We start from the raw sequence: 21,320 nt of genomic DNA on the forward strand, positions 1-21,320 counted from the left end.
TTTTATACAAAAGGGCAACGCAGGCAGGCATGGTTTCTTTCATTGCCAATCGGCGGTCCCGTTCCGAAGGGCGCCTTGCATGTAGGCCGGAATGGGGGATTGTCAATTCATGCGCCTGTGTGGTCCCCGTTAAGGGTCTTTTGCGCGATAAGGGCTGCATCATTTAAATAATGCAGCGGCCCGAAAGATGCTGGCGGGCAATTTCGCTTTCGCGTTCCGGATTGTACAGGGAACAGCTATCCTGACGCATGGGTGTTAAGTCCTGTTGCAAGATTGATGTGCTGGTGATGGCTGATGCAGCCAGGGACGAAAGATGTGCGGGCGCCAGATAGGCATTGCGTTTGTTTATTTTCCACAAGGGCCAGCCGCGCCAGGACGGCCAGAGTGAACAAACCCGCCGATTTGGTGGCGTCCTTGCAAGCTGCCATCGGCCGATATTGAAGTTTTTCCAGCACCGATACGCAGGGGAACGTCACGATTGCACCCTGGGTGGTTATTTTAATATGTGCGGTGTTGCCGGTATGATTGGGCAACCGGCACAAGCCACCATGCTGCAATGCAAGGGGATGTCGTGCCTGTTTGCCGGGCAATGATAAATCGCTGCTTGCATCATAGGCAGAAAAATTATTTGATTGTATTCAATCAATTGAATTGCCTGTTTTAAGGAGGTCGAATGGACCGGGTTGTTGGCACGTCTGGACGGATTGCTTTTGCCAGTGCAATGCGAAATCTGTTGAGCGATGTTTATCCACAACATGACCCGGCTTTGCTGGTAAGGCGCGTATTCGAGGTTTTGGACTTGCCAATAGATGGCGACGGCCCCGAACCGGCGGAAGAATCCCTGCGAAAATGGGACCAGCGCGACGCCTTTTTAATTACCTATGGCGACAGCATTTCGCGCAATGGCTATCAGGGCCTTAAATCCCTGCGCGACTTTCATCAGAAATGGCTGAAAGACTGGTTGCCGGGGATTCATATTTTACCGTTTCACCCTTTTACATCCGACGATGGTTTTTCAGTTTCCGATTTTACCACCCTGCGCCCGGAACTGGGGACGTGGGAGGATGTCGAGGATTTGTCCAAACATGCCAAAGTGATGGCCGATCTGGTGGCAAACCATATTTCGGCGTCTCATGAATGGTTTGGGCAATTTCTGGCCGGACAGGAACCGGGTGTTAATTACATTAAAACTGCCAACCCGGATGACGATATTTCACTGGTAGTGCGCCCGCGTAGCCATCCATTACTAAATCTGGTGGAAACCGCACTGGGGCCAAAGCATGTCTGGTGTACCTTTAGTTATGATCAGGTTGATCTGGATTACAGCAACCCCGATGTATTTTTTGAAATTCTGAAAATCGTGCTGGATTATGTCAGCCACGGGGTCAGCGTGATCCGGCTTGATGCGATTGGCTTTATCTGGAAAGAATCCGGTACACCCTCGATCAATGCCGAGCAAACCCACAAGATTATTAAGGCATTACGGCTTGCGGCCAATGCGGTGGCACCTGACCTGGTGTTTATTACCGAAACCAACCTGCCGATGGTAGAAAACCTGTCTTATTTTGGTCAGCAGGACGAAGCCCATCTGATTTATAACTTTTCCCTGCCACCGGTTATTTTGCACGCGCTGCTGAGTGGGCGGTCAGATTATATTCGCAAATGCATCATGGCGATGCCACCCGCCCCGGCAGGTTGCACATTTTTTAATTTCACCGCCAGCCATGATGGCATTGGTTTGCGCCCGGCCGAAAATATTGTACCTGATGATGACATTACCCAAATGACCGAACATGCCCGTAAAATGGGCGGCGAGGTAAGTTATCGGTCGGTTGCCGGGGGCGGGCAGCGCCCCTACGAACTGAACGTGACATTGTTTAGCATGCTGGCCGAAAGTTTTGCGGGCGAGCGTACCTTTGGGCTGGAACGGTTTGTGATGTCGCAGGCGATTGCCATGTCGTTAGAAGGTATTCCGGCAATTTATGTGCAGTCAATTTTTGCATCGGAAAATGATCAGCACGGTTATCAGCAAACCGGTATTCCACGGCGGTTAAATCGCAAAATCTGGCAACTGGCCGATGCGGAGGCCGTTTTGGAGGCGCCCGGCCCGGCCCGGCAGGTGTTCGAGCAGTTGCGCGCCTTGATGTCCATTCGCCAGGGGCAACCGGCCTTTCATCCCAATGCCACGCAATATACCCTTAATCTGGGATCGGAATTGTTGGGTATCTGGCGACAAAGCCATTTGAATGATCAAAGTATTTTCTGCGTGTTTAACCTGACGGCGCAGGACCAGGATCTGGATTTGTCACGCATTAACCTGATCATGAATGAAGGCTGGCAGGACCTGATTACCGGCAAGGTGATTCCCGATTACGACGGCATTATGACCCTGGCCCCGTATCAAATTTTATGGATTTCCAACCTGGATGGCCGTCACCGTACCGAAAGCCGGTTGTTGCAGCGCTACCGTGATGCAATGCCGGTATAAGGGGCTGGTGTTTCCGGTTCTGTTGAAACCGATGCTTTCAGGACGTCTATAAAGGCCCGCAAACCTGCCGGAACATGGCGATGACCGGGATAATACAGGCACAGCCCGGGAAAGGGCGGTGTCCAGTCATGCATCATTTGCGTCAGTTCGCCGGATTGCAAATATGGTGCGGCCTGATGGCGGGTGACATAGGCAATGCCGCATCCGGCAATTGCGGCTTCGACTATCATATTGGAACTATCAAGGGTAATGGGGCCAGTGACGTCGATTTCAATTTGCTGGTCGCGTTTTTCAAATTCCCAACGATAGATTTTACCACTGGGTAAACGCAGGCGCAGGCAGGCATGTGCTGCCAGATCGGCGGGGTTTTTGGGGATTGGTTTGCCGCACTTTTCCAGATATTCGGGGGATGCAACGATAACGAATTGCTCAGGCGGGCCGCAAGGAATGGCGATCATGTCTTGCGGGACGGTTTCAAACAGGCGAATGCCCGCATCAAAGCCACCCGCGACAATATCAACCAGCTTGCCATCGGTAATAATATCGACATGCATGTCGGGATAGGCCGCGATAAAGCGGGCCGCAACCGGCATTAAAAACAGCCGTGCCGACCCTTCGGATGTATTCAGGCGCAGGGTTCCGCGCGGTTTTTGCCGGAACTTGTTGGTGATTTCCATGGCATCGGAAAGGTCGGACAGGGCCGGGCGGACGCGATCAACAAATTCCCGGCCTGCCTCGGTAAGTGAAACGCTGCGTGTGGTCCGGTTAAACAGACGCAAACCAAGGCGCTGTTCAAGGTTGGAAATCGCGTGGCTAAGGGCGGATGGTGACAGGCCGAGTTCGGCTGCCGCTGCGCGAAAATTGCGATGGGTGGCAACTGCGACCACACCATGTAGTTCCAATAGGCCACCTTTGTTCATTGTTCGATTTCCTGCATTACTTTGTGCAATAATATCTCGCTTATTCGAACAATAAAACCTTTCTATGGTGCGCCATCGTCAATGATACAGAGCGATGGAGCCTGAAATGGACCAGAAAACAATTTTGATAACCGGAACCTCGTCGGGAATTGGCAAAGCGACAGCGAAGCGGTTTGCCGCATTGGGATGGAACGTGGTTGCCACACAGCGCACCCCGGAAAAAGACACCGACTTACGCGAATTGCCCCATGTGCTGGTCACCCGGCTGGATGTGCAGGACCGTGTCAGCATTGATGCGGCGATAGAAGCCGGCATTGCCCGGTTTGGCCGTATTGATGCGGTCGTCAACAACGCCGGTTACGGTCAATATGGCCTGTTTGAGGGACTAAACCAAAGCCGGATCGACCAGCAGTTTCAGGTGAATGTGTTTGGGGTGATGAATGTCATGCGGGCAATTTTGCCGCATTTTCGCAAATATCAAGGCGGAACAATTGTGAATATCAGCTCAGGGGCGGGTGTTTTTGGTTTGCCGATGGTTTCGCTTTATTGTGCCAGCAAATTTGCCCTCGAAGGTTTTAGCGAAGCCGTTTCCTATGAACTGGCGTCGCAGGGCATTACAGTAAAACTGGTTATTCCGCACGGCGGGGTTAGTGCCACCGAATTTCATTCCCGCAGCGCACAGGAATTTTCCAAAGCCGAAACCCTGGGCGATTATCAGGATTTTGTAGAAAAAACGAACGCCGTTTTTGCTAAAATGGCCGGGGGACGTTTGATGGATTCCGATTATGTCGCGGGGTTTGTCGAGCAGGCCATGACGGATGGCAGTAACCGGCTGCGTTATTATGTTGGCGATGATGCGCGTGGCTTTATTGATGCGCGCCTGCATAAGGGAGAAGATGCCTATATGGCGCATATGCACAGTTATTTTGATACGGGGACCGCAAAATAATATGGCAGATACAGGCGTTTGATATGCAAACAGGCCGGGATATATAGCCATCCCGGCCTGTTTTTAGCGGAGCTGCTGATGTTTGTTATCGGGCAACTTTGCCAATCTCACTATCATTCAAGTCATCGTCAACGGCGGCGGAAAGCTGTTCGAAAATATCGTCCATCGCACTTTCAACCCGCTGCCAACTGGGGATGAACGGGCTTTCCAGCGGGTTTTCAAGGTAATGCTGACCAGCACTAATGATCACCTCGGCCAGAACCTCGACACATTTTTCTTCTTCGTCGCGATTGATTTTAAGGCCGTTAAACAGGGCGTCGGCACGGTATTGTTCAATCAGGTCAAGTGCCGTGCGGTAATAGGTCGCCTTCAGGGTACGGAAGGTTTCGTGCGAGAAAACTGTGCCCTGGGTGGCTAGTTTACGAAACAGCGATTTGGCAATGTCGCTGGCCATGCGTGACAGGCCGTCGTCCTTTTCTGCCGGGTCAAATTCGCGATGTTTGTGGTCGTAAATATCGGCAATATCGACCTGGGCCAGGCGATGGACGGTGTGGTTACGATACATTTCCGAAAGCATCGAAACTTCCAGCCCCCAGTCGGATGCCACCCGCAGGCCATAGGCCACATCGGTGCGAATGGCAATTTCGCCTGACAGCGCATAGCGAAAACAATCGAGGTAATTGAGGAAATCGGTTTTGCCGACGACTTGCTTAAGCGCGCGAATAAGCGGGGTGACAAACAGGCGACAGACACGGCCCTTAAGCGTGCCGCCCGCAACGCGCGCGTAATAGCCCTTGGCAAAGGCAAAATTAAAGGCCGGGTTGGCAATGGGATACATCAAACGGGCAGGCAGGTCGGGGGTGTAGGTGGCAATGTCGCAATCATGAATGCCAATAACCGAACTGCGCCCGGTTGCCAGCGTATAGCCCATGCAATACCACACATTACGGCCTTTGCCAGGTTCGTAACGCGCCAGGTCGTAATTTTCCAGCCGGTCATGTACGGCGCGCAGGCGCGGGCCATCATTCCACAGAATGCGGGTGCGTTGTGGCAGGTCTTTGAAAAACTCGCGCGCATAGGCGTATTGGGTTTCGTTTGCCCGGTCCAGGCCCACCACGATCTGGTCAATATAGGTGGCTTTTTTCAAACCTTCCAAAATGGTGGTCATGGCCGGTGTTTCCAGTTCGGAATACAGGCATGGCAAAATAAGGGTCTGGCGGCGCGACCGGGCAAAGGCGGTCATTTCATAAGCGAGTTCTTCGGGGTCACGATCAATAATCGAATGAAGGGTTGTGATCGGGCCACCCTGATGAAAATCGGCCATTTCTACCTCGCTTTTGTTATTGATGTTGGCGTTTGCGATAAATCGTCGAGTATTGAATTTATGGTGCTGTTCCAGCCATCAGGGCCGGGGGCCGGGGCGATGCGCGCTGTTTTCCCGCCAAGATCAAGGGTGGGAACACCGCCGTGCTTGACCGGAATTTGAACGGCAATGTCGGCATGGGCCAGCATCCCGGCATCATTGGGGGAATCACCAAGGGCAATGGTGGTTATATCGGCCCGCCCTGTTGGCAGCTTTCCTGCTTTTTGCAGCATTTTCAGCGCCGTTTGCATGGCGGCCCCTTTGTCTGTTTCGCCGCATAATGTGTAAAAGCGACCCCCTTTTACCAGTTTTAACCCATATTCGCGGGCGATGTTCCCGGCGAGGGCAATGTCCTTGGCGGTGGGTGCCCATATTAACGGATCCGAACAGTTGCGTTGCCCGGCAAGGGCCGCCTCGTTGGGGGGCAAGCCGGTTGCGGTGGCAATTTCGGCCGCTGTGCTGGTGCGAAACCCTGCAACCGGAACAGATATGGCCTTGGCAATGGCGGTGCGGGCAGCATCAATGGTGGCTGTTGGCGGACCGGGCTGGCGGATATCGCCGTTGATATCGATAACGCCGCCATTTTCACCGATCAGACCGGCAAACAGATGGTGCTGTGAATTGATTGCCCGTAATTCAGCCAGTGTCTTGGAAGAAATTGCCAGCAGGGGAATGTCGTTTTCGCGCAGCCGTGTAAGGGCGGGGCGCGCCGCCTCCCAGGAATAGTCATCGTGATCCAGCAGGGTGCCATCCAGGTCGGTAAAAACGACAAGTCCGGTCAGATGTTGCATGTATCTCGCAAAACGTAGTTAAAACAGTGTGTTGCAGAAGTAACAATTGAAGTCTAGCACAGCGCCCCCGATTGGGCGACAGTGCAAAGATTAAATTTTATGCACATTTTTGCATGATTATAAAAGTGTGTGGAAAATCATCACTTAAGTTTTGCCGATGTCATCATAGCCTGCGCACTGTTGCGTATTGGGAACAGTGCGGGGTGATTTTCGTTTGTAGAATGGCTTTGATGTAAAAAATGCTGGCCCTGACGATGCCATTTTTAGTCGGCATATCGGCAGCGGAAATTGCAAAATTTGGTTGCAAGTCTTTGTGATTTAAGAAAAACGAATGTCGAAACACGATTTTAAAGGTGAAAGTCGCTTGATGGGCGTGAAAATGGGACGACGGAATTTTATCGGACTTGTCGGGGCGGCAGCCGCAGCAGGGCTTGTGCCGGGGGCCTTGCCCCGTGCGTTGGCAGCCGAAGATGGTACGTTGCCGATGGGCGAGAAAAAGCCGTTTTCGTTTAAGGGGGTTATTGGCTGGGCACGTGAGCAGGCCAAACAACCCTTTCAGGCACCGCAAGTTTCCGATGCATTGAAAAATGTTCTGTCGCGTATTGATTATGATGCCTATCAGCAAATCAAATTTGATACCGAAAAGTCATTGTGGTGGAATACGGATGGCGTGCCGCCGGTTGCCCCGTTTCATCAAAATCGCGGGACCATGGAAAAGGTTCGCATTTATACCGTAACGGACGGGCAGGCACAGGAGGTGCAATATGACCCGTCAGCGTTTGACTATAAGGGCGACATCAAAGCAGCCGATATGCCAGATGATGCCGGATGGGGCGGGTTTCGCCTGCTTTATGATCAGGACCATTCGCGCGATTGGCTGGCCTTTATGGGGGCGTCGTATTTTCGCTCTGCCGGGCCATTGGACCAATACGGGCTGTCTGCCCGGGCCGTGTCGGTCAATACTGCCTTGCATGATACCCCCGAAGAATTTCCGCGGTTTACTGAATTTTGGCTGGAGCCGACCCACGATGGCGGAATGCATATTTATGCGTTGCTCGATAGCCCAAGTCTGACCGGGGCTGTGCAAATTCAATGTCAGAAACCAAATGACCAGGACGTCACAATGGATGTTACGGTGCGGTTTTTTACCCGTCAGGCCGTGCGTCGTTTAGGGGTCGCGCCCTTAACCAGCATGTTCTGGTTTTCGGAAACCAACCGTGATGAAGCGGTGGATTGGCGACCGGAAATTCATGACAATGACGGGCTGGCGATTTGGACAGGCTCGGGTGAACGCCTGTGGCGACCGCTTGATAACCCCAAACAGACCCGCACCAGCAGCTTTGTTGACCAAGCGCCCAAGGGGTTCGGGTTAATGCAGCGCGACCGCAGCTTTGCCAATTACGAAGATGATGGCGTGTTTTATGACCGTCGCCCGTCGCTGTGGATTGAACCAAAGGGTGATTGGCAAAAAGGCATGGTTCAGTTGCTGGAAATTCCAACCGACGATGAAATTCACGACAATATTGTTGCCTATTGGACAACAGATGAAGAAGTGCCCGCCGGGGAAGAACGCGCCTTTCAGTATCGGATGCACTGGATGGTGGATGGCCTGTATGGGGATGTAAAAGTTGGCCATGCCATTGCGACGCGTACCGGCCGGGCCGGGGTGCCAGGCCAAAAGCGCCCGGATAAAGGGTTGAAATATGCCATTGATTTTGCCGGGGGCGCGTTGGCAAATTACACCACCGAACAAAAAGCAGTGGAGCCCGATGTAACGGCCAGTAATGCCGCCATTCAAAATGCCTATTGCCTGCGTGTGGTGGGGCAGGATTACTGGCGACTGGTGTTTGATATTTTCCCCGATGGCAATGGGCCGGTTAATTTGCGTGCCGCCCTTAAAACCGGAGACAGATTATTGACCGAAAGCTGGGTGTTTGAGCATCGCGAGCATAATTTCTAGATATCTGTTGATATCAATGCAGAGCAGATAACGGGCCGGTATTTCCGGCCCGTTTGGCATTTGTAGGCATTAAAATATTTTCTATAGCCAGCTGGTTATAGATGTTGGTTTTGTGCAGTTCTTTTTCCGGTTTGTCCATTCTGCTCAAACCGCCGACTTTTTATCCTGTGATCATAGGGCGGCGGCCGGCGGGGCTGTTGTTGTCGCGCCTGTTATATGCGCTCGGCATTTCGTTGGTCATTCTGGCACTAAAAGCCGTGCCTGTGTGGAAGGGCGCATTCGGGCCGGCGTGCCGGAAATGGAAGCCGTTGATCAGATGTGCGCAGCGGGTGTGGATGGCCAAAGGTTTTTCCGGGCAATGACATCAGTGCTGCATCGTTTTGGGGATGAAAACCGTTTTGAGGGCCAGGTATTGCAGGCCGGGCTGAATTATGTCCTGTCATCGGATGCGGGCAAGATGATGCGGGCATAAAACCATGTTGGTTTGCCGGATTAATATCAGCTGCCTCTAAATCATCACAATTGATATGGAACCGGCAGGCATTGTTGTGCGTTAGAGGTGTGTTGTGTGAGGCAACGGTTTAAAACATACAAGGAGGTCCCAATGGTGGCCAAGAATGAAGCCGATACGAGCGCCGACACCTCAAAGCTGCAGGCCGAGGTCGAAATTCTTCGTCAGGATCTGGCGGAAGTGACCAAAACCCTTAAAACAATTGCCCGTGAAACTGGCGAAACCCGTGCAGCACAGGCCGCCCAGCGGGTTCGGGAAGTTTCTGGTCAGGCACGCGAACAGTTCGACCATGCCCGTGACGTGGCTGTCGATCAGGTGCGCGAACGTCCGCTGATAACGGTTGCAGCCACCTTTGGTGTTGGCCTGTTAATTGGTCGTCTGCTGCAACGATGATCGATCAGCTGATCGCCGCGATTGGTGATATGGCGCAGGCCGCAGCCGCAAGGCTTGCGGCCATCGCCGCGATCGGGCTGGTTATTCTGGTTGGGGCCGGGTTTGTTCTGGCTGCGATTTATATGGCACTTGCTGCCCATGTGGGGGCGGTGACGGCGGCGCTGTCGATTGGTGTGGTTTTAATTGTGCTGGGGCTTGTTGCTGCCGCAATATGGTTTGGCAAAAGTCCGACATTTGAAACCGAAAAGCCGCCCCATCCGCATAAGGCAAACCGGACCGAAGATGATGTTATTCTTGATTTGCTGATTGATGCCGCCCGGGCCGGTTTTGCCACCGGACAGGGCGATAAACAGGGTATGAATCAGGGTTTTGAACGCATTTTGCAGGATTTTGACGGGCTTGGCGCATTTGAACGCCAGCGCGCCGCCGAGAATGCAGTTGCAAAAGCCGAAGCAGCACATGCGGAGGCAATGGAGCGTGCCGCCCGTGCCGCAGGCGGGGCGGCAGATAATCCGGGCGTGCCAGACGATAATGGGTTGAAAGCGCCAAATAGTGCGCCATTTCCCCGTGATCCGGGCCTGGACCAGAAGTAACAGTCGCAATGTGATTTGTGCGCTGTAAATTTATTGCAGTTTTAAAACAAAACCGGCGTGCGGGGCAGACCCGAACGCCGGTTTTGCATGTGTGGTGCAATGGCCCATAGGCCCAATGGTTTAAAGACGGATATTATTCGCCGTGAAAATGTACCGTGCCGATATAGGGCAGGTTGCGGTTGTTCTGGGCGTAATCGATGCCGTAACCAACCACAAATTCGTCGGGAATATCAAAGCCGCAATAATCAATGGCAATATCGATATCGCGGCGTGATGGTTTGTTAAGCAGGGTGCAGATTTCAAGTTTGTTGGGGTCGCGTGTGTTTAACAGGCGTACCACTTCGGACAGGGTATAGCCCGTATCAATGATGTCTTCGACGAGAAGCACATCCTTGCCGCGAATTTGCCCGTCAAGATCCTTGATGATGCGGACATTGCGCGAACTTTCGGTCGAGTCACCATAGCTTGACGCCACCATGAAATCGACTTCGACCGGCACAGTCAGTTTACGCACCAGATCGGCGATAAACACGAACGAGCCGCGCAACAAGCCGACCACGATCAGTTTTTGGGTATCTTTGAAATTTTCGTTGATCTGGGCTGCCAGCGTATCGATTTTCGCGGCAATTTCCTCAGCAGTGATCAACGGCTTGACATCATAATCGGCCATCAGTCCGGGTCCCCGAAGGTGGAATGGTTCAATGCAGGCGTTGCTACCACAGGCAATGGGCCTTTACCAGCCTGCTTGAGGTTGAATATGCTATGTTGTTATTGTTTGAGCTTGCAGCAATACCGGTTTATCCCCGTCGTGCCATTGTTCATATTTGGTCATGGCATTGGTAAAAAACGATGTTTGCAGCATGTCGTTTAGCCAGCGTTGCAAATGTACAAACGGCAGGGCATCAAATTTTACCTGATCAGCACGGGCAAACTGGCGAATAAAGGGGGCGATGGCAAAATCAGCCAGTGCCGGGCGGCCACCAAACAGAAAACGACCGACGGCAAGCCTGCCATCAAGCCGGTTCAGAATTTTTTCTGCCTGTTCGCGGTGAAATGCGGGATCGGCACCTTCGTAACGGCTGGCATATTTATAGCGATCCAGGTGATTTTTAAACGGCCCGTCATTTTGCGCAATTAAAACCAGCATATCACCAAGCTCGCCGCTTTCGGGGCTAAGCCACTGGTGCGGGTCGGCCTCGGCCAGCGCCCAAACCATAATTTCAAGGCTTTCATCAATCACGGTGCCATCGGGCAGGATCAGCACCGGCACGGTGGCCTTTGGGGATGCGATAATCATTGCCGCCGGTTTATCGCGCAGGACAACTTCGCGCAGTTCAACATCAATACCGGCCGCAAGCAGCGCCATGCGTGCCCGCATTGCATAGGGGCAGCGGCGAAAACTGTATAATACCGGAATGCCGGCTTGTGCCAGCGGTGCATTTATCGGGGATGATGGGGGAACGTTACTTTGATCGGTCATTCTTCCGGATTAAACATAAGGGGCAATCTTTGCAACCAACTTTGCAGGGCATACGCTGCGGGTATCGTGACGCGGCCAATTTCAGTATAGTTATGTGGCACCAAATATGTGGATAGACAGGTGCGTGCAGTATATTTTGCCGGAACAAGGCAAAAAATTGATCGTTTTACAATCGGCGGGCTTGATTTACCGGTCCGGTTTGTGAAAGGAAAAGCACGGAATTTATCGCCTTTCACCGAACCGGAACGAAAACGCACCAGGTGCCGTTGTTTTGGGGACGGTGAACCGACGACCACAGATGGAAACAAGGAAACAGACCATGACACCGACCGAGATCGCGCGGGTAACCAAGTATTTGCGTCGCACCTTTGACAATAACCGTATTGCCATTGATCCGCCGCGCGCCAAGGATCATCCGATTGAAATGCGTGTCGGCGAGGAATTTTTGGGTGTTTTGCACCGTGACGAAGACGAGGGTGAAGTCAGCTATTCCTTGCAGATCATGATCCTTGAAGAAGACCTGCCGCCGCTCGATTAAGCCAGCGCAAGGTTATTGGTTTGTTCGCGCCTTATACGGGCGAACCATAAAAAACGCCCCCGCACGAAGGGGCGTTTTTTTATGTCCGATGTGTTGCCGGTAATTAACCGGGTATGGCACCGGTGCCGCTGCGGATGGATGGCGTTATGTGGTTCGCCATCCGTCTTCCGTCTGGTCGGGATTATGCTGTGGGGGTGGCAGCAAACGCGGTGGACCGGCTGATATCTTCCCAGCGCGTAATTTCATCGGCCAATGAAGTCAGTTTGTTGCGCACCAGCGACATTGCATCGGCCCCAAGCAGCAAATGGGTTGGGGGTGCGTCGTGATTGACCAGATCCAGCATTACCTGTGCGGCCTTTGCCGGGTCGCCGGCCTGTTGGCCGCTTTTGGCGGTGCGGGCCTCGCGGATCGGGTCAAACAGGGGGTTGTAATCGTCAATGCTGCGATCGGTGCGGACCATTGAACGCCCGGCCCAGTCGGTACGAAACGACCCCGGCGCAATGGCCGTTACGTGAATGCCAAGGTGGGCGACTTCGCTGGCAAGGGTTTCGGAAATGCCTTCCAGGGCAAATTTCGACCCGCAATAATATGAAATACCCGGCATGGTAATAAAGCCGCCCATTGATGTGATGTTGATGATATGGCCGCTTTTGCGTTGGCGCATGGTGGGTAATACGGCCTTGATCATGGCGACGGCGCCAAACACATTAACGTTGAACTGGGCGATCATTTCATCAAGCGGGCTTTCTTCCAGGATGCCCTCGTGGCCATATCCGGCATTGTTGATCAGCACATCAATTGGGCCAACCGTTTGTTGCACGGCCGTGATGGCCGGTTCGATTTTTTCAAAATCGGTTACATCAAGAAGGATTGCGGTGGCGTTGCTGCCCAGTTTTTCAAAATCCTGTTTGGCGGCATCGTTGCGAACAGTGCCGATAACACGATTGCCTGCCTGCAAGGCCGCAGTGGCAAAGGCTTTGCCAAAACCGGAACTGACACCCGTAACCAGAAATGTCTTTTGGGTTGAACTTGCCATTTTTAGAACCCTTTCGGTATTGCAGTACGTCGTTGACGGGGCATTTAAGGCGCCCCGAAAAGTGGAAGGGCAGGCTAGTGGTACATGATTGTTTGGACTATAATATAAAAACAGAACAGACTATGTGGCTGGAGTAACATAATGAGAGGCAGCGAGTTTGCCGACCTGCGGGCGTTTGTCGCCATTATTGAAGAAGGCAATTTTTCCCGTGCGGCGGCCCGATTGCGGATTTCGCCATCGACATTGAGCCAGACCATTCGCCAGCTTGAGGCACGGATCGGGGTGCAATTATTAAACCGGACCACGCGGAGTACCGCCCCAACCGAAGCAGGCAAGCGCCTGTTTGACCGTTTTAAACCGGCGCTTGGCGAAATGGAGGCAGCCCTTGGCGAGGTGCGCAATTTGCAAGGCGCGCCTTCGGGAACCGTGCGGCTGGTATTGCCACGTTTGGCGCTGGCCTCACTGGTCGAGCCGTATCTGGGTGATTTTTACAAGAAATATCCTGATATCACCCTGGAGCTGGGCATTAACGATGCCATGATCGATATTGTGGGCGATGGCTTTGATATTGGCATTACCCTGGGCGAGCTTTTGGAAAAAGATATGATCGCTGTCAAACTGGGGCCGGATTTGCGCCAGGTGGCGGTTGCATCGCCTGATTACCTGGCACAATACGGCAGGCCGCATATACCGGCTGATTTGCTGGGGCATAACTGCATTAACTGGCGGAAACCGGGCAGCAATAAAATCTATAATTGGGAATTTAACGAAGATGGTCGCTGGTTTAACGTGGCCGTTAACGGCACCCTGATTGTATCGCACCGTGACACGGCCCTGATGGCCGCAGCCCAGGGTGTGGGGGTGGCGTTTGCCTATTGGTCATCGCAGTGGATGCAACCCTTGATCAATGCCGGAAAACTTGTGCCACTGCTTGAAAGTTATTCGCCCGATTTTCCCGGCTGGTATTTGTATTATGCCCGCCAGCAACACACACCGCCAGCTGTGCGTGCCGTGATTGATTTTTTGCGCATGGCTAACCGGGATGACGGGTAATGATTACTGATAAAAGTTCGACCCTTGTCGTTAGGGGCGGGGATGGCTTTATTGCGTATGCCGGGCGCAGATTTTGCGGGATTATTCGACTTCATAAGGTGCATTAAAAATATTTGTTTTGATGTGTTAGGTGCGTTATGTGCGAAAAGATAATGAAGCCGGAAAAGCGACCCGTGGACGGGCGGGCATGTAGTAGCGGCAATTGCCGTGTCAGGAATGAATAATGCGGTTGACGGTTTTTAGTGACTACACATTGCGCACCCTGATTTATTTGGGTTTGCACGGCCAGGGTTTGGCAACGATTGATGAAATTGCCACGGCTTATGATATTTCGCGTAACCACCTGATGAAGGTGGTGCATCATCTGGCGCGGCAAAATATAATTACCACTGTGCGTGGTAAGGGCGGCGGAATGATGCTGGCCCGTCCGGCGAGTGACATCAATATCGGGGCGGTGGTGCGCGAAACTGAAAAAGACAGCCATATTGTTGAATGTTTCGATCCGGCCCATGCGGGGATCTGCAAAATCGAGCCAGCCTGTCTGTTGCGCGGCGCCCTGTATAAGGCAGGCGAAGCATTTTATGCTGTTCTCGACGGTTATGTTTTGGCTGATTTGATCGGCCCTCGCACAGCCCTTGCCGATCTGTTGGGACTGGCACCGGCGGGCGATAGTTGCCGTGAATAGGTGCAACTGTGCCGCGTGGCCAGTGTCGCGAAAGGCAACGGCTCCGTCGAGCCCGCCCGCCTGATCAACAAGCTTTGGTGTAAGGTATATTATGAACGGAAACGCCGACAATCTGTTGGTTGGCAAGCATGTTGTCAGACCAGCCATGCATTTTGCGGATTAACATGTATTTTATATATATGTTAAAAGAAGATACTTTTGATGCCCAAAGCCGGTGCCGTAGTGGTGGGGGTGACGGGGGAATGGATGCAAAGTGCGGAGGACAACATGTACGCATTGCAGGAACGACCGGATGGTGACGTAAACGGCGTGGCGCGAACTTCGGTAAAGTCGGCAGCCAACGTAAATTTGGCAACATCGCCTGTATTGGGAAAGCCTGATGCGGTGGCGCAAGCGATGCATGGAGCTGCTTTGACATTAGATGATGACTGCCGTTTTGACGCAGTTTTGCAGGGCTCGTCACCGGGTTTGCCACTGCCAGGTGGTGATACCGAAGGAAGGGCGGGCAGCGTTTCGCAAGAGGGCGCCGTAACGCCGTGCGAGGCCGGGCTTTTGGCCCGCATTCGCGAACTTGAACATCAGCGCGACGTTTATCAGGTGGTGTTTCGCAATCTGGATGGATTTGGCAATTCGCTGGTATCGGTCAGAGAATCGTTTGGCGAGTTATCATCGCTGCTGATTGATCATAGCCGTGCCAACGGAGATTCCCGGCGTGAAACAGAGGCCAGCCAGGCCGGGTTGAAAGAGATGGTTGCTGAAATTGTCGCCATCAGTACCAAGGTTGACCAGGCATCGCAGAAAATTTCAGAATTGAACGTCGATGCCAATCGGATCAGCACTATTTTGTCCTTGATTGACAATGTATCACGCCAGACCCGGTTGCTGGCCTTTAATGCCAGTATTGAAGCGGCCCGCGCGGGCGAGGCCGGGGCGGGTTTTGCCGTGGTGGCAACCGAAGTGCGCACGCTGGCGGGGCAGGCAGCAACAGCGACCGATGATATTGGTTCGCTGGTGCGCGAGATTAAAAAGACCGCCAGCACAACAGATGACAATATGCGGGCCAATTCCCAGGCTACCAGCCATTTAAAGGATGAGGCGGGGGAGATTTTGGCACGAACAGGCCGAATTGTTGAAATGTCGGATCAGTCCGCCAGTGCGCTGACAATGGCGGCAATGTTAAGCGAGGTTGAGTTGGCCAACCTTGAAGAACTTGAATTGAAGCTGGAAGTTTATCGGGTGTTTATGGGGCTTTCAAACGCGACCGAGGCCGATTTTCCACCTGAAACCGATTGTCGGCTGGGGCAATGGTATTATGGGGGATCAGGGCAGGGACAATTTGCCAGCTTGCCCGACTTTGCCGCCATGGAAGAACCGCACCGGCAAGTGCATGAAAATGCCCGTATTGCCGTTGGCCAGTATCGCGCTGGAAACATCGAACCGGCACTGGCAGCATTAAGTGCGATGGAAACCAGCAATCGCGAGGTGATGCAGCGCCTGCGCCGTATGATCAGGGCGCAGCAGCAATAGCTAGTGGTTTGCTGTTTGAGGCTGGCCTATGCGAATTTGCCATATAACAAAGGGCAGCATCAATGTGATGCCGCCCTTTATTTATCAATATATGCCGGTTGGCACCGTGTGGCTAGTCAGCCTGGGTTTCAACCATCTGTTTGTTGAAATAAAGCGCAATCAACGTGCAGATCGCACCGGACAGCAAATAGGCACCGACCATGATCAGACCAAAGCGATCACACAGGAACAGGGCAACCAGCGGCGCAAAACCAGCCCCGATCAACCAGGCAAGGTCAGAGGTGATGGCCGACCCGGTATAGCGATATTGCTGGCGGAAGTTTGATGCCAGTGCCCCCGCTGCCTGACCAAAGGACAGGCCGAGAATGGCAAAACCGCCCAGCACAATAATGTCTTCGCCAATTGCACCCGCTTCGTAAAGGAACGGAGCGGCAAAACTGCCAAGGCCAATGACGACGGCACAAATGCCCAGTAGCTTGCGGCGGCCAATACGGTCGGCAATAATACCCGATGCAGCAATGGTGCCCATACCGATAACCGCGCCAACAAGCTGAACAATCAGAAACCGCCCAACGGAATGGTCGGTATAAAGGCTGACCCAGCTTAGCGGAAACACGGTGACCAGATGGAACAGGGCATAGCTTGCCAGTGGCAGGAAGGCGCCGAGCAAAATGGTGCGGCCATGAACCTTGAACGTGTCGGTGACGCGTACGGCCTGAAGTTCGTTTTGATCAAGCAGATGACCAAATTCGGTGGTTGCTACCAGGCGCAGGCGGGCAAACAAAGCGACAACATTAATCGCAAAGGCGACAAAGAAGGCATAACGCCAGCCCCAGTCGATAAAATCGGCATCACTTAACGTCATCAGGAAGTAGGCAAACAGCCCGGCTGCCACAATAAAGCCCAGCGGCGCGCCCAGTTGAGGCATCATCGCGTACCAGCCCTTGCGGTTTTGTGGCGCGTTGAGTGCCAGAAGAGATGCCAGGCCATCCCATGCGCCGCCAAGGGCAAGACCCTGGGCAAAACGGAACGCGCAAAGCAGGTAAATACCCAATACGCCAGCGCTTTCATAACTGGGAATAAAGGCAATGGCGACGGTGGAACCACCAAGCAGGAACATTGCAACTGTGAGTTTCGCACCCCGGCCATAGCGCCGGTCAACCGCCATAAACAAAAGCGAGCCTGCCGGACGGGCAATAAAGGCGAGCGAAAAAATAGCGAAGGAATAAAGCGTCGCGGTAACCGGATCGTAAGCCGGGAACAGTAGGCGGGGAAATACAATTACTGCTGCAATGCAATATGTGAAAAAGTCGAAAAATTCCGACGTGCGACCAATAATGACACCCAAAGCTATCTTGCCGGGGTCGACCTGGGTACGCGTTGAAAGCTGGCGAACATCACGCTCGAGTTGTGAGGAGGACGCCGCTGCGTAAGACTGACTGGGATAACTCATATACCCCTCCCTTTGTGTTTTATGACCTTTATGGTTGGGTCAAAGCCAGATTTGGAATTGGTCTTAGAACAACTATGAGCCTGTAAAGCATTGGTGTCAAATCGCCTCTTGATTGGGAATGTGACTTATGACGCAGAGGCATGGCAAATGTGGCGGAAAAGCTGGGGTGTCGGGGTTGACAAAATTGGCGGTCGGATGTAGCAATCCGGGCACTGGTTGGAATTTGACCAGCTTAATTTTCGTCAGTCATGGCGGTATTTTACCGTCTTGTTTTTGAAACTGAATCCGGGAACGACAGGCAATTGACGTGATTGGGGCTCTTGGGGCGCAATGCGGATATTGCTGTTTTGTTTGCAAATGGTCTCGTCCTGAGACTGGTCAAAAGATCAAGCGTATGTCATCAAAACTTTCACGCGGCCTGCTGATTGCACCTCTTTTGCTTCTGTTAAACGGATGCAATCTGGTTGTGATGCACCCCTCGGGCGACGTTGCGGTGCAGCAACGCGACCTGATTATTGTCTCCAGCATTCTCATGCTCATCATCATCATTCCGGTGATGGCATTGACTGTGTTTTTTGCCTGGAAATACCGTCAGTCAAACAAAGACGCGGAATACGAACCCGATTGGCACCATTCCACCCGTCTTGAAGTGATCATTTGGTCCGCGCCGCTGCTTATTATTATTGCGTTGGGCGCGATCACCTGGGTTAGCACGCATGCGCTTGATCCGTATCGTCCTCTTGCCCGGCTTGATGAGGCGCGGCCTGTTACACAGGAAATGAAGCCGCTGACCGTTGAAGTCGTTTCGATGAACTGGAAATGGCTGTTCATCTATCCGGAACTGGGCATTGCGACAGTTAACGAACTGGCAGCGCCGATTGACGTTCCGATCAACTTCAAAATCACGTCCTCGTCGATTATGAACTCGTTCTATATTCCTGCCCTTGCCGGTCAGATTTATTCGATGGCAGGCATGGAAACCAAGCTGCACGCCGTGATCAACAAGGAAGGCGTCTATAAGGGCTTCTCTGCAAACTATAGCGGGGCTGGCTTTTCGGACATGCATTTCAAGTTTCATGGCATGAAGCAGGCTGACTTTGACAACTGGGTTGCCAAGGTAAAGTCAGACGGGGAAGGCGACCTTGGTCGTGCGCAATATCTGGACCTGGCTAAGCCGACCACGGCGGAGCCGGTACATTATTATAGTCACGTCGACCCGGAATTGTTTAATGCTGTGGTTAACATGTGCGTTGATACATCCAAGATGTGCATGAACGAGATGATGATGATCGATGCCAAGGGCGGCCATATGTCCCATGGTGAACATTCGGGCATGGAAGCGCCGATGGAGGGCATGTCCCACGATGCGATGTCGCACGGGGAACACGCTGCCGAAAGCGAACCGATGGCCGGAATGAACCATGACGGTCACGCTGCCCCGGGCGAGCCGATGGCGGATATGCCTGAAAATGGCAGTGACGCTGCGAAGCCCTGATCGAACCGCGATCCTAGTTTATCGGACCTTGTCGGCTGTGCCTGGCACAGCCGAATTGAAAAGAAGAGTAAACCGATGCCTTCAAATCCGGATCTGTTAAAGTTGATCTTTGGTCGGCTTTCCCTTGATTCATTCCCCTATCACGAACCAATTCTGGTCGTGACATTTATTGGTGTCGTGCTTGGCGGCCTGGCTGTTCTGGGCGCGATCACGTATTTCGGTAAATGGACCTATTTGTGGCAGGAATGGATTACCAGCGTTGATCATAAAAAGATCGGCGTGATGTATATCATTCTGGGCCTGATCATGCTGTTGCGCGGTTTTTCCGACGCACTGATGATGCGTGCGCAGCAAGCCATGGCGTTTGGCGACTCGCAAGGGTTTTTGCCGCCGCACCATTATGACCAGGTGTTTACCGCACATGGCGTGATTATGATTTTCTTTGCCGCGATGCCGTTCGTCACCGGTTTGATGAACTTTGTTGTGCCGCTGCAAATTGGTGCCCGCGACGTTTCCTTCCCGTATCTGAACAATTTCAGCTTCTGGATGACGGCTGCTGGCGCGATCATCATCATGATTTCGCTGTTTGTTGGTGAATTTGCAAAAACCGGCTGGCTGGCTTATCCGCCGCTGTCCGATATTTCGCATAGCCCCGGCGTTGGCGTTGATTATTACATCTGGGGCTTGCAAATCGCCGGTCTGGGGACCCTGCTTTCCGGGGTTAACCTGATCGCGACGATTGTTAAAATGCGCGCGCCTGGCATGTCGATGATGAAAATGCCGGTTTTCACCTGGACCGCACTTTGCACCAACGTTCTGATCGTGGCTGCGTTCCCGGTTTTGACCGCTGTTCTGGTTCTGCTTTCCCTTGACCGTTATGTCGGCACCCATTTCTTTACCAATGATATGGGCGGCAACGTGATGATGTATATCAACCTGATCTGGATCTGGGGTCACCCCGAGGTGTACATCCTGATCCTGCCCTGCTTTGGTGTATTTTCAGAAATCGTTGCAACTTTCTGCGGCAAGCGTCTGTTTGGCTATAGCTCGATGGTCTATGCGACCGTGGTGATCACGATCCTGTCCTATCTGGTTTGGCTGCATCACTTCTTCACCATGGGTTCCGGGGCGAGCGTGAACTCGTTCTTTGGTATCACCACCATGATCATTTCGATCCCGACGGGCGCGAAAATGTTCAACTGGCTGTTTACCATGTATAAGGGCCGCATCCGGTTTGAAGTACCAATGCTGTGGACCATCGGCTTCATGCTCACCTTTGTGATCGGTGGCATGACCGGTGTTCTTCTGGCTGTTCCGCCGGCTGACTTTGTGTTGCACAACAGCCTGTTCCTGATTGCGCATTTCCATAACGTGATCATTGGTGGCGTGGTGTTCGGTGTTTTCGCCGGTATCACCTACTGGTTCCCGAAAGCGTTCGGTTTCAAACTTGATCCGTTCTGGGGCAAAATGTCGTTCTGGTTCTGGTTCATCGGCTTCTATTTCGCGTTTATGCCGCTTTATGTTCTGGGCCTGATGGGCGTTACCCGCCGCCTGAACCATTTCGATGATCCGTCATTGCAGATCTGGTTTGTTATTGCGGCCTTTGGTGCGGTGTTGATCGCCTGTGGCATTGGGTCTTTCGTTATTCAGCTGGTTGTCAGTGTCATGCGCCGCGACAAGCTGCGCGATGAAACCGGTGACCCCTGGCATGGCCGGACCCTTGAATGGTCAACTTCCTCGCCGCCGCCTGAATATAACTATGCTTTCACGCCTGTGGTTTATGACCATGATGCGTGGTGGGATATGAAACAGCGTGGCTTTGTCCGTCCGACCGAAGGCTTTAAATCCATCCACATGCCGAAAGGCACGGGGACGGGGGCCATTATTGCCGCCCTGGCTGTGGCACTTGGCTTTGGCATGGTCTGGCATATGTGGTGGCTTGCCATCCTGGCATTTGTCGGCATGATCGCTGTCGCCATCGGGCATTCGTTCAATTACGACCGTGACTTCCACATTCCTGCGGAAGAAGTGATCGAGACCGAAGAAGCACGTACCAAGCTTCTGGCAAAACAGGCGTGAGAACTC

Annotated in this window: 21 protein-coding genes; 12 read left to right on the forward strand and 9 right to left on the reverse strand. The window is 52.8% G+C overall.

Going from position 1 to position 21,320, the window contains the following annotated elements:
- Nucleotides 1-163: 163 nt before the first annotated feature.
- On the reverse strand, nt 164-358 hold the full coding sequence (locus tag J4E05_RS19065) for a hypothetical protein (RefSeq protein ID WP_349598944.1): 195 nt from the start codon (nt 356-358) through the stop codon (nt 164-166).
- 315 nt (nt 359-673) lie between these two features.
- On the opposite strand from J4E05_RS19065, the gene J4E05_RS19070 reads away from it, so the two are divergent.
- Nucleotides 674-2,488, forward strand: a complete 1,815-nt coding sequence (locus J4E05_RS19070; protein ID WP_349598946.1) for an alpha-amylase family glycosyl hydrolase — start codon at nt 674-676, stop codon at nt 2,486-2,488.
- On the opposite strand, the gene J4E05_RS19075 is transcribed toward J4E05_RS19070, so the two are convergent.
- Entirely contained in the window at nt 2,464-3,408 is a 945-nt protein-coding gene (locus tag J4E05_RS19075; RefSeq protein WP_349598949.1) for a LysR family transcriptional regulator, read from the reverse strand. The genes J4E05_RS19070 and J4E05_RS19075 overlap by 25 nt on opposite strands.
- Before the next feature lie 106 nt (nt 3,409-3,514).
- Here J4E05_RS19075 and J4E05_RS19080 point away from each other — a divergent pair, with 106 nt between their 5' ends.
- On the forward strand, nt 3,515-4,357 hold the full coding sequence (locus tag J4E05_RS19080) for an SDR family oxidoreductase (RefSeq protein ID WP_349598952.1): 843 nt from the start codon (nt 3,515-3,517) through the stop codon (nt 4,355-4,357).
- Nucleotides 4,358-4,442: 85 nt separating this feature from the next.
- On the opposite strand, the gene J4E05_RS19085 is transcribed toward J4E05_RS19080, so the two are convergent.
- Together J4E05_RS19085 and J4E05_RS19090 are read right to left on the reverse strand one after the other, a co-directional pair.
- Nucleotides 4,443-5,681, reverse strand: a complete 1,239-nt coding sequence (locus tag J4E05_RS19085; protein WP_085589203.1) for a glycosyltransferase family protein — start codon at nt 5,679-5,681, stop codon at nt 4,443-4,445.
- 2 nt (nt 5,682-5,683) lie between these two features.
- On the reverse strand, nt 5,684-6,511 hold the full coding sequence (locus J4E05_RS19090; RefSeq protein WP_349598955.1) for an HAD-IIB family hydrolase: 828 nt from the start codon (nt 6,509-6,511) through the stop codon (nt 5,684-5,686).
- Between the two features lie 331 nt (nt 6,512-6,842).
- Here J4E05_RS19090 and J4E05_RS19095 point away from each other — a divergent pair, with 331 nt between their 5' ends.
- The gene (locus J4E05_RS19095) at nt 6,843-8,471 is read left to right on the forward strand and encodes an OpgD/OpgG family glucan biosynthesis protein (RefSeq protein WP_349598958.1); all 1,629 of its coding nucleotides are present in this window, start codon (nt 6,843-6,845) and stop codon (nt 8,469-8,471) included.
- Nucleotides 8,472-8,484: 13 nt separating this feature from the next.
- Here J4E05_RS19095 and J4E05_RS19100 read toward each other — a convergent pair whose 3' ends face one another.
- Nucleotides 8,485-8,610 carry a hypothetical protein gene (locus J4E05_RS19100; RefSeq protein WP_349598961.1) on the reverse strand — a complete coding sequence of 42 codons (126 nt, stop codon included), beginning with the start codon at nt 8,608-8,610 and terminating at the stop codon, nt 8,485-8,487.
- 159 nt (nt 8,611-8,769) lie between these two features.
- Between J4E05_RS19100 and J4E05_RS19105 the strand changes: the two genes are divergently transcribed.
- The 3 genes from J4E05_RS19105 to J4E05_RS19115 all read left to right on the forward strand — a co-directional run bounded on the left by J4E05_RS19105 (nt 8,770) and on the right by J4E05_RS19115 (nt 9,968).
- Entirely contained in the window at nt 8,770-8,943 is a 174-nt protein-coding gene (locus J4E05_RS19105; RefSeq protein ID WP_349598964.1) for a hypothetical protein, read from the forward strand.
- A 132-nt stretch (nt 8,944-9,075) separates the two neighbouring features.
- A complete protein-coding gene (locus J4E05_RS19110) occupies nt 9,076-9,375 on the forward strand; it encodes an ElaB/YgaM/YqjD family protein (protein ID WP_085589153.1) in 300 nt (99 codons plus the stop codon).
- Complete coding sequence (locus J4E05_RS19115; protein WP_349598968.1) at nt 9,372-9,968, forward strand: phage holin family protein; 597 nt, start codon at nt 9,372-9,374, stop codon at nt 9,966-9,968. Before J4E05_RS19110 ends, J4E05_RS19115 begins: the two co-directional genes overlap by 4 nt.
- 133 nt (nt 9,969-10,101) lie before the next feature.
- Here the strand turns inward: J4E05_RS19115 and hpt are convergent, their stop codons facing one another.
- Nucleotides 10,102-10,638, reverse strand: a complete 537-nt coding sequence (gene hpt / locus J4E05_RS19120) for a hypoxanthine phosphoribosyltransferase (protein WP_085589150.1) — start codon at nt 10,636-10,638, stop codon at nt 10,102-10,104.
- A gap of 90 nt (nt 10,639-10,728) precedes the next feature.
- A complete protein-coding gene (locus J4E05_RS19125) occupies nt 10,729-11,448 on the reverse strand; it encodes a glutathione S-transferase (RefSeq protein WP_349598971.1) in 720 nt (239 codons plus the stop codon).
- A gap of 319 nt (nt 11,449-11,767) precedes the next feature.
- On the opposite strand from J4E05_RS19125, the gene J4E05_RS19130 reads away from it, so the two are divergent.
- The gene (locus J4E05_RS19130; protein WP_085589144.1) at nt 11,768-11,986 is read left to right on the forward strand and encodes a DUF3126 family protein; all 219 of its coding nucleotides are present in this window, start codon (nt 11,768-11,770) and stop codon (nt 11,984-11,986) included.
- Between the two features lie 181 nt (nt 11,987-12,167).
- On the opposite strand, the gene J4E05_RS19135 is transcribed toward J4E05_RS19130, so the two are convergent.
- Nucleotides 12,168-13,022 carry an oxidoreductase gene (locus J4E05_RS19135; RefSeq protein ID WP_349598974.1) on the reverse strand — a complete coding sequence of 285 codons (855 nt, stop codon included), beginning with the start codon at nt 13,020-13,022 and terminating at the stop codon, nt 12,168-12,170.
- 141 nt (nt 13,023-13,163) lie between these two features.
- Between J4E05_RS19135 and J4E05_RS19140 the strand changes: the two genes are divergently transcribed.
- The 3 genes from J4E05_RS19140 to J4E05_RS19150 all read left to right on the forward strand — a co-directional run bounded on the left by J4E05_RS19140 (nt 13,164) and on the right by J4E05_RS19150 (nt 16,287).
- The gene (locus tag J4E05_RS19140; RefSeq protein WP_349598977.1) at nt 13,164-14,075 is read left to right on the forward strand and encodes a LysR family transcriptional regulator; all 912 of its coding nucleotides are present in this window, start codon (nt 13,164-13,166) and stop codon (nt 14,073-14,075) included.
- Nucleotides 14,076-14,298: 223 nt separating this feature from the next.
- Nucleotides 14,299-14,760, forward strand: coding sequence for an Rrf2 family transcriptional regulator (locus tag J4E05_RS19145; protein ID WP_349598980.1), 462 nt, complete (start codon nt 14,299-14,301; stop codon nt 14,758-14,760).
- A gap of 201 nt (nt 14,761-14,961) precedes the next feature.
- Nucleotides 14,962-16,287 carry a methyl-accepting chemotaxis protein gene (locus tag J4E05_RS19150; RefSeq protein WP_349598983.1) on the forward strand — a complete coding sequence of 442 codons (1,326 nt, stop codon included), beginning with the start codon at nt 14,962-14,964 and terminating at the stop codon, nt 16,285-16,287.
- Between the two features lie 112 nt (nt 16,288-16,399).
- Here the strand turns inward: J4E05_RS19150 and J4E05_RS19155 are convergent, their stop codons facing one another.
- Nucleotides 16,400-17,740: an MFS transporter gene (locus J4E05_RS19155; RefSeq protein ID WP_085589134.1), complete on the reverse strand. Its 1,341-nt coding sequence runs from the start codon at nt 17,738-17,740 to the stop codon at nt 16,400-16,402.
- Nucleotides 17,741-18,134: 394 nt separating this feature from the next.
- Here J4E05_RS19155 and cyoA point away from each other — a divergent pair, with 394 nt between their 5' ends.
- Complete coding sequence (cyoA, locus tag J4E05_RS19160; RefSeq protein ID WP_349598986.1) at nt 18,135-19,235, forward strand: ubiquinol oxidase subunit II; 1,101 nt, start codon at nt 18,135-18,137, stop codon at nt 19,233-19,235.
- Nucleotides 19,236-19,310: 75 nt separating this feature from the next.
- Entirely contained in the window at nt 19,311-21,314 is a 2,004-nt protein-coding gene (gene cyoB, locus J4E05_RS19165) for a cytochrome o ubiquinol oxidase subunit I (protein WP_085589131.1), read from the forward strand.
- The last annotated feature ends 6 nt before the right edge of the window (nt 21,315-21,320 follow it).

Source organism: Thalassospira sp. NFXS8 (assembly GCF_040148805.1).
Lineage (GTDB): Bacteria > Pseudomonadota > Alphaproteobacteria > Rhodospirillales > Thalassospiraceae > Thalassospira.

Excerpts from the sequence above, each read along its gene's own strand:
- J4E05_RS19070 (WP_349598946.1), top strand. The coding sequence starts at position 674 with ATGGACCGGGTTGTTGGCACGTCTGGACGGATTGCTTTTGCCAGTGCA.
- J4E05_RS19075 (WP_349598949.1), bottom strand. The coding sequence starts at position 3,408 with ATGAACAAAGGTGGCCTATTGGAACTACATGGTGTGGTCGCAGTTGCC.
- J4E05_RS19080 (WP_349598952.1), top strand. The coding sequence starts at position 3,515 with ATGGACCAGAAAACAATTTTGATAACCGGAACCTCGTCGGGAATTGGC.
- J4E05_RS19085 (WP_085589203.1), bottom strand. The coding sequence starts at position 5,681 with ATGGCCGATTTTCATCAGGGTGGCCCGATCACAACCCTTCATTCGATT.
- J4E05_RS19090 (WP_349598955.1), bottom strand. The coding sequence starts at position 6,511 with ATGCAACATCTGACCGGACTTGTCGTTTTTACCGACCTGGATGGCACC.
- J4E05_RS19095 (WP_349598958.1), top strand. The coding sequence starts at position 6,843 with ATGTCGAAACACGATTTTAAAGGTGAAAGTCGCTTGATGGGCGTGAAA.
- J4E05_RS19100 (WP_349598961.1), bottom strand. The coding sequence starts at position 8,610 with ATGGACAAACCGGAAAAAGAACTGCACAAAACCAACATCTATAACCAG.
- J4E05_RS19105 (WP_349598964.1), top strand. The coding sequence starts at position 8,770 with ATGGAAGCCGTTGATCAGATGTGCGCAGCGGGTGTGGATGGCCAAAGG.
- J4E05_RS19110 (WP_085589153.1), top strand. The coding sequence starts at position 9,076 with ATGGTGGCCAAGAATGAAGCCGATACGAGCGCCGACACCTCAAAGCTG.
- J4E05_RS19115 (WP_349598968.1), top strand. The coding sequence starts at position 9,372 with ATGATCGATCAGCTGATCGCCGCGATTGGTGATATGGCGCAGGCCGCA.
- hpt (WP_085589150.1), bottom strand. The coding sequence starts at position 10,638 with ATGGCCGATTATGATGTCAAGCCGTTGATCACTGCTGAGGAAATTGCC.
- J4E05_RS19125 (WP_349598971.1), bottom strand. The coding sequence starts at position 11,448 with ATGACCGATCAAAGTAACGTTCCCCCATCATCCCCGATAAATGCACCG.
- J4E05_RS19130 (WP_085589144.1), top strand. The coding sequence starts at position 11,768 with ATGACACCGACCGAGATCGCGCGGGTAACCAAGTATTTGCGTCGCACC.
- J4E05_RS19135 (WP_349598974.1), bottom strand. The coding sequence starts at position 13,022 with ATGGCAAGTTCAACCCAAAAGACATTTCTGGTTACGGGTGTCAGTTCC.
- J4E05_RS19140 (WP_349598977.1), top strand. The coding sequence starts at position 13,164 with ATGAGAGGCAGCGAGTTTGCCGACCTGCGGGCGTTTGTCGCCATTATT.
- J4E05_RS19145 (WP_349598980.1), top strand. The coding sequence starts at position 14,299 with ATGCGGTTGACGGTTTTTAGTGACTACACATTGCGCACCCTGATTTAT.
- J4E05_RS19150 (WP_349598983.1), top strand. The coding sequence starts at position 14,962 with ATGCCCAAAGCCGGTGCCGTAGTGGTGGGGGTGACGGGGGAATGGATG.
- J4E05_RS19155 (WP_085589134.1), bottom strand. The coding sequence starts at position 17,740 with ATGAGTTATCCCAGTCAGTCTTACGCAGCGGCGTCCTCCTCACAACTC.
- cyoA (WP_349598986.1), top strand. The coding sequence starts at position 18,135 with ATGTCATCAAAACTTTCACGCGGCCTGCTGATTGCACCTCTTTTGCTT.
- cyoB (WP_085589131.1), top strand. The coding sequence starts at position 19,311 with ATGCCTTCAAATCCGGATCTGTTAAAGTTGATCTTTGGTCGGCTTTCC.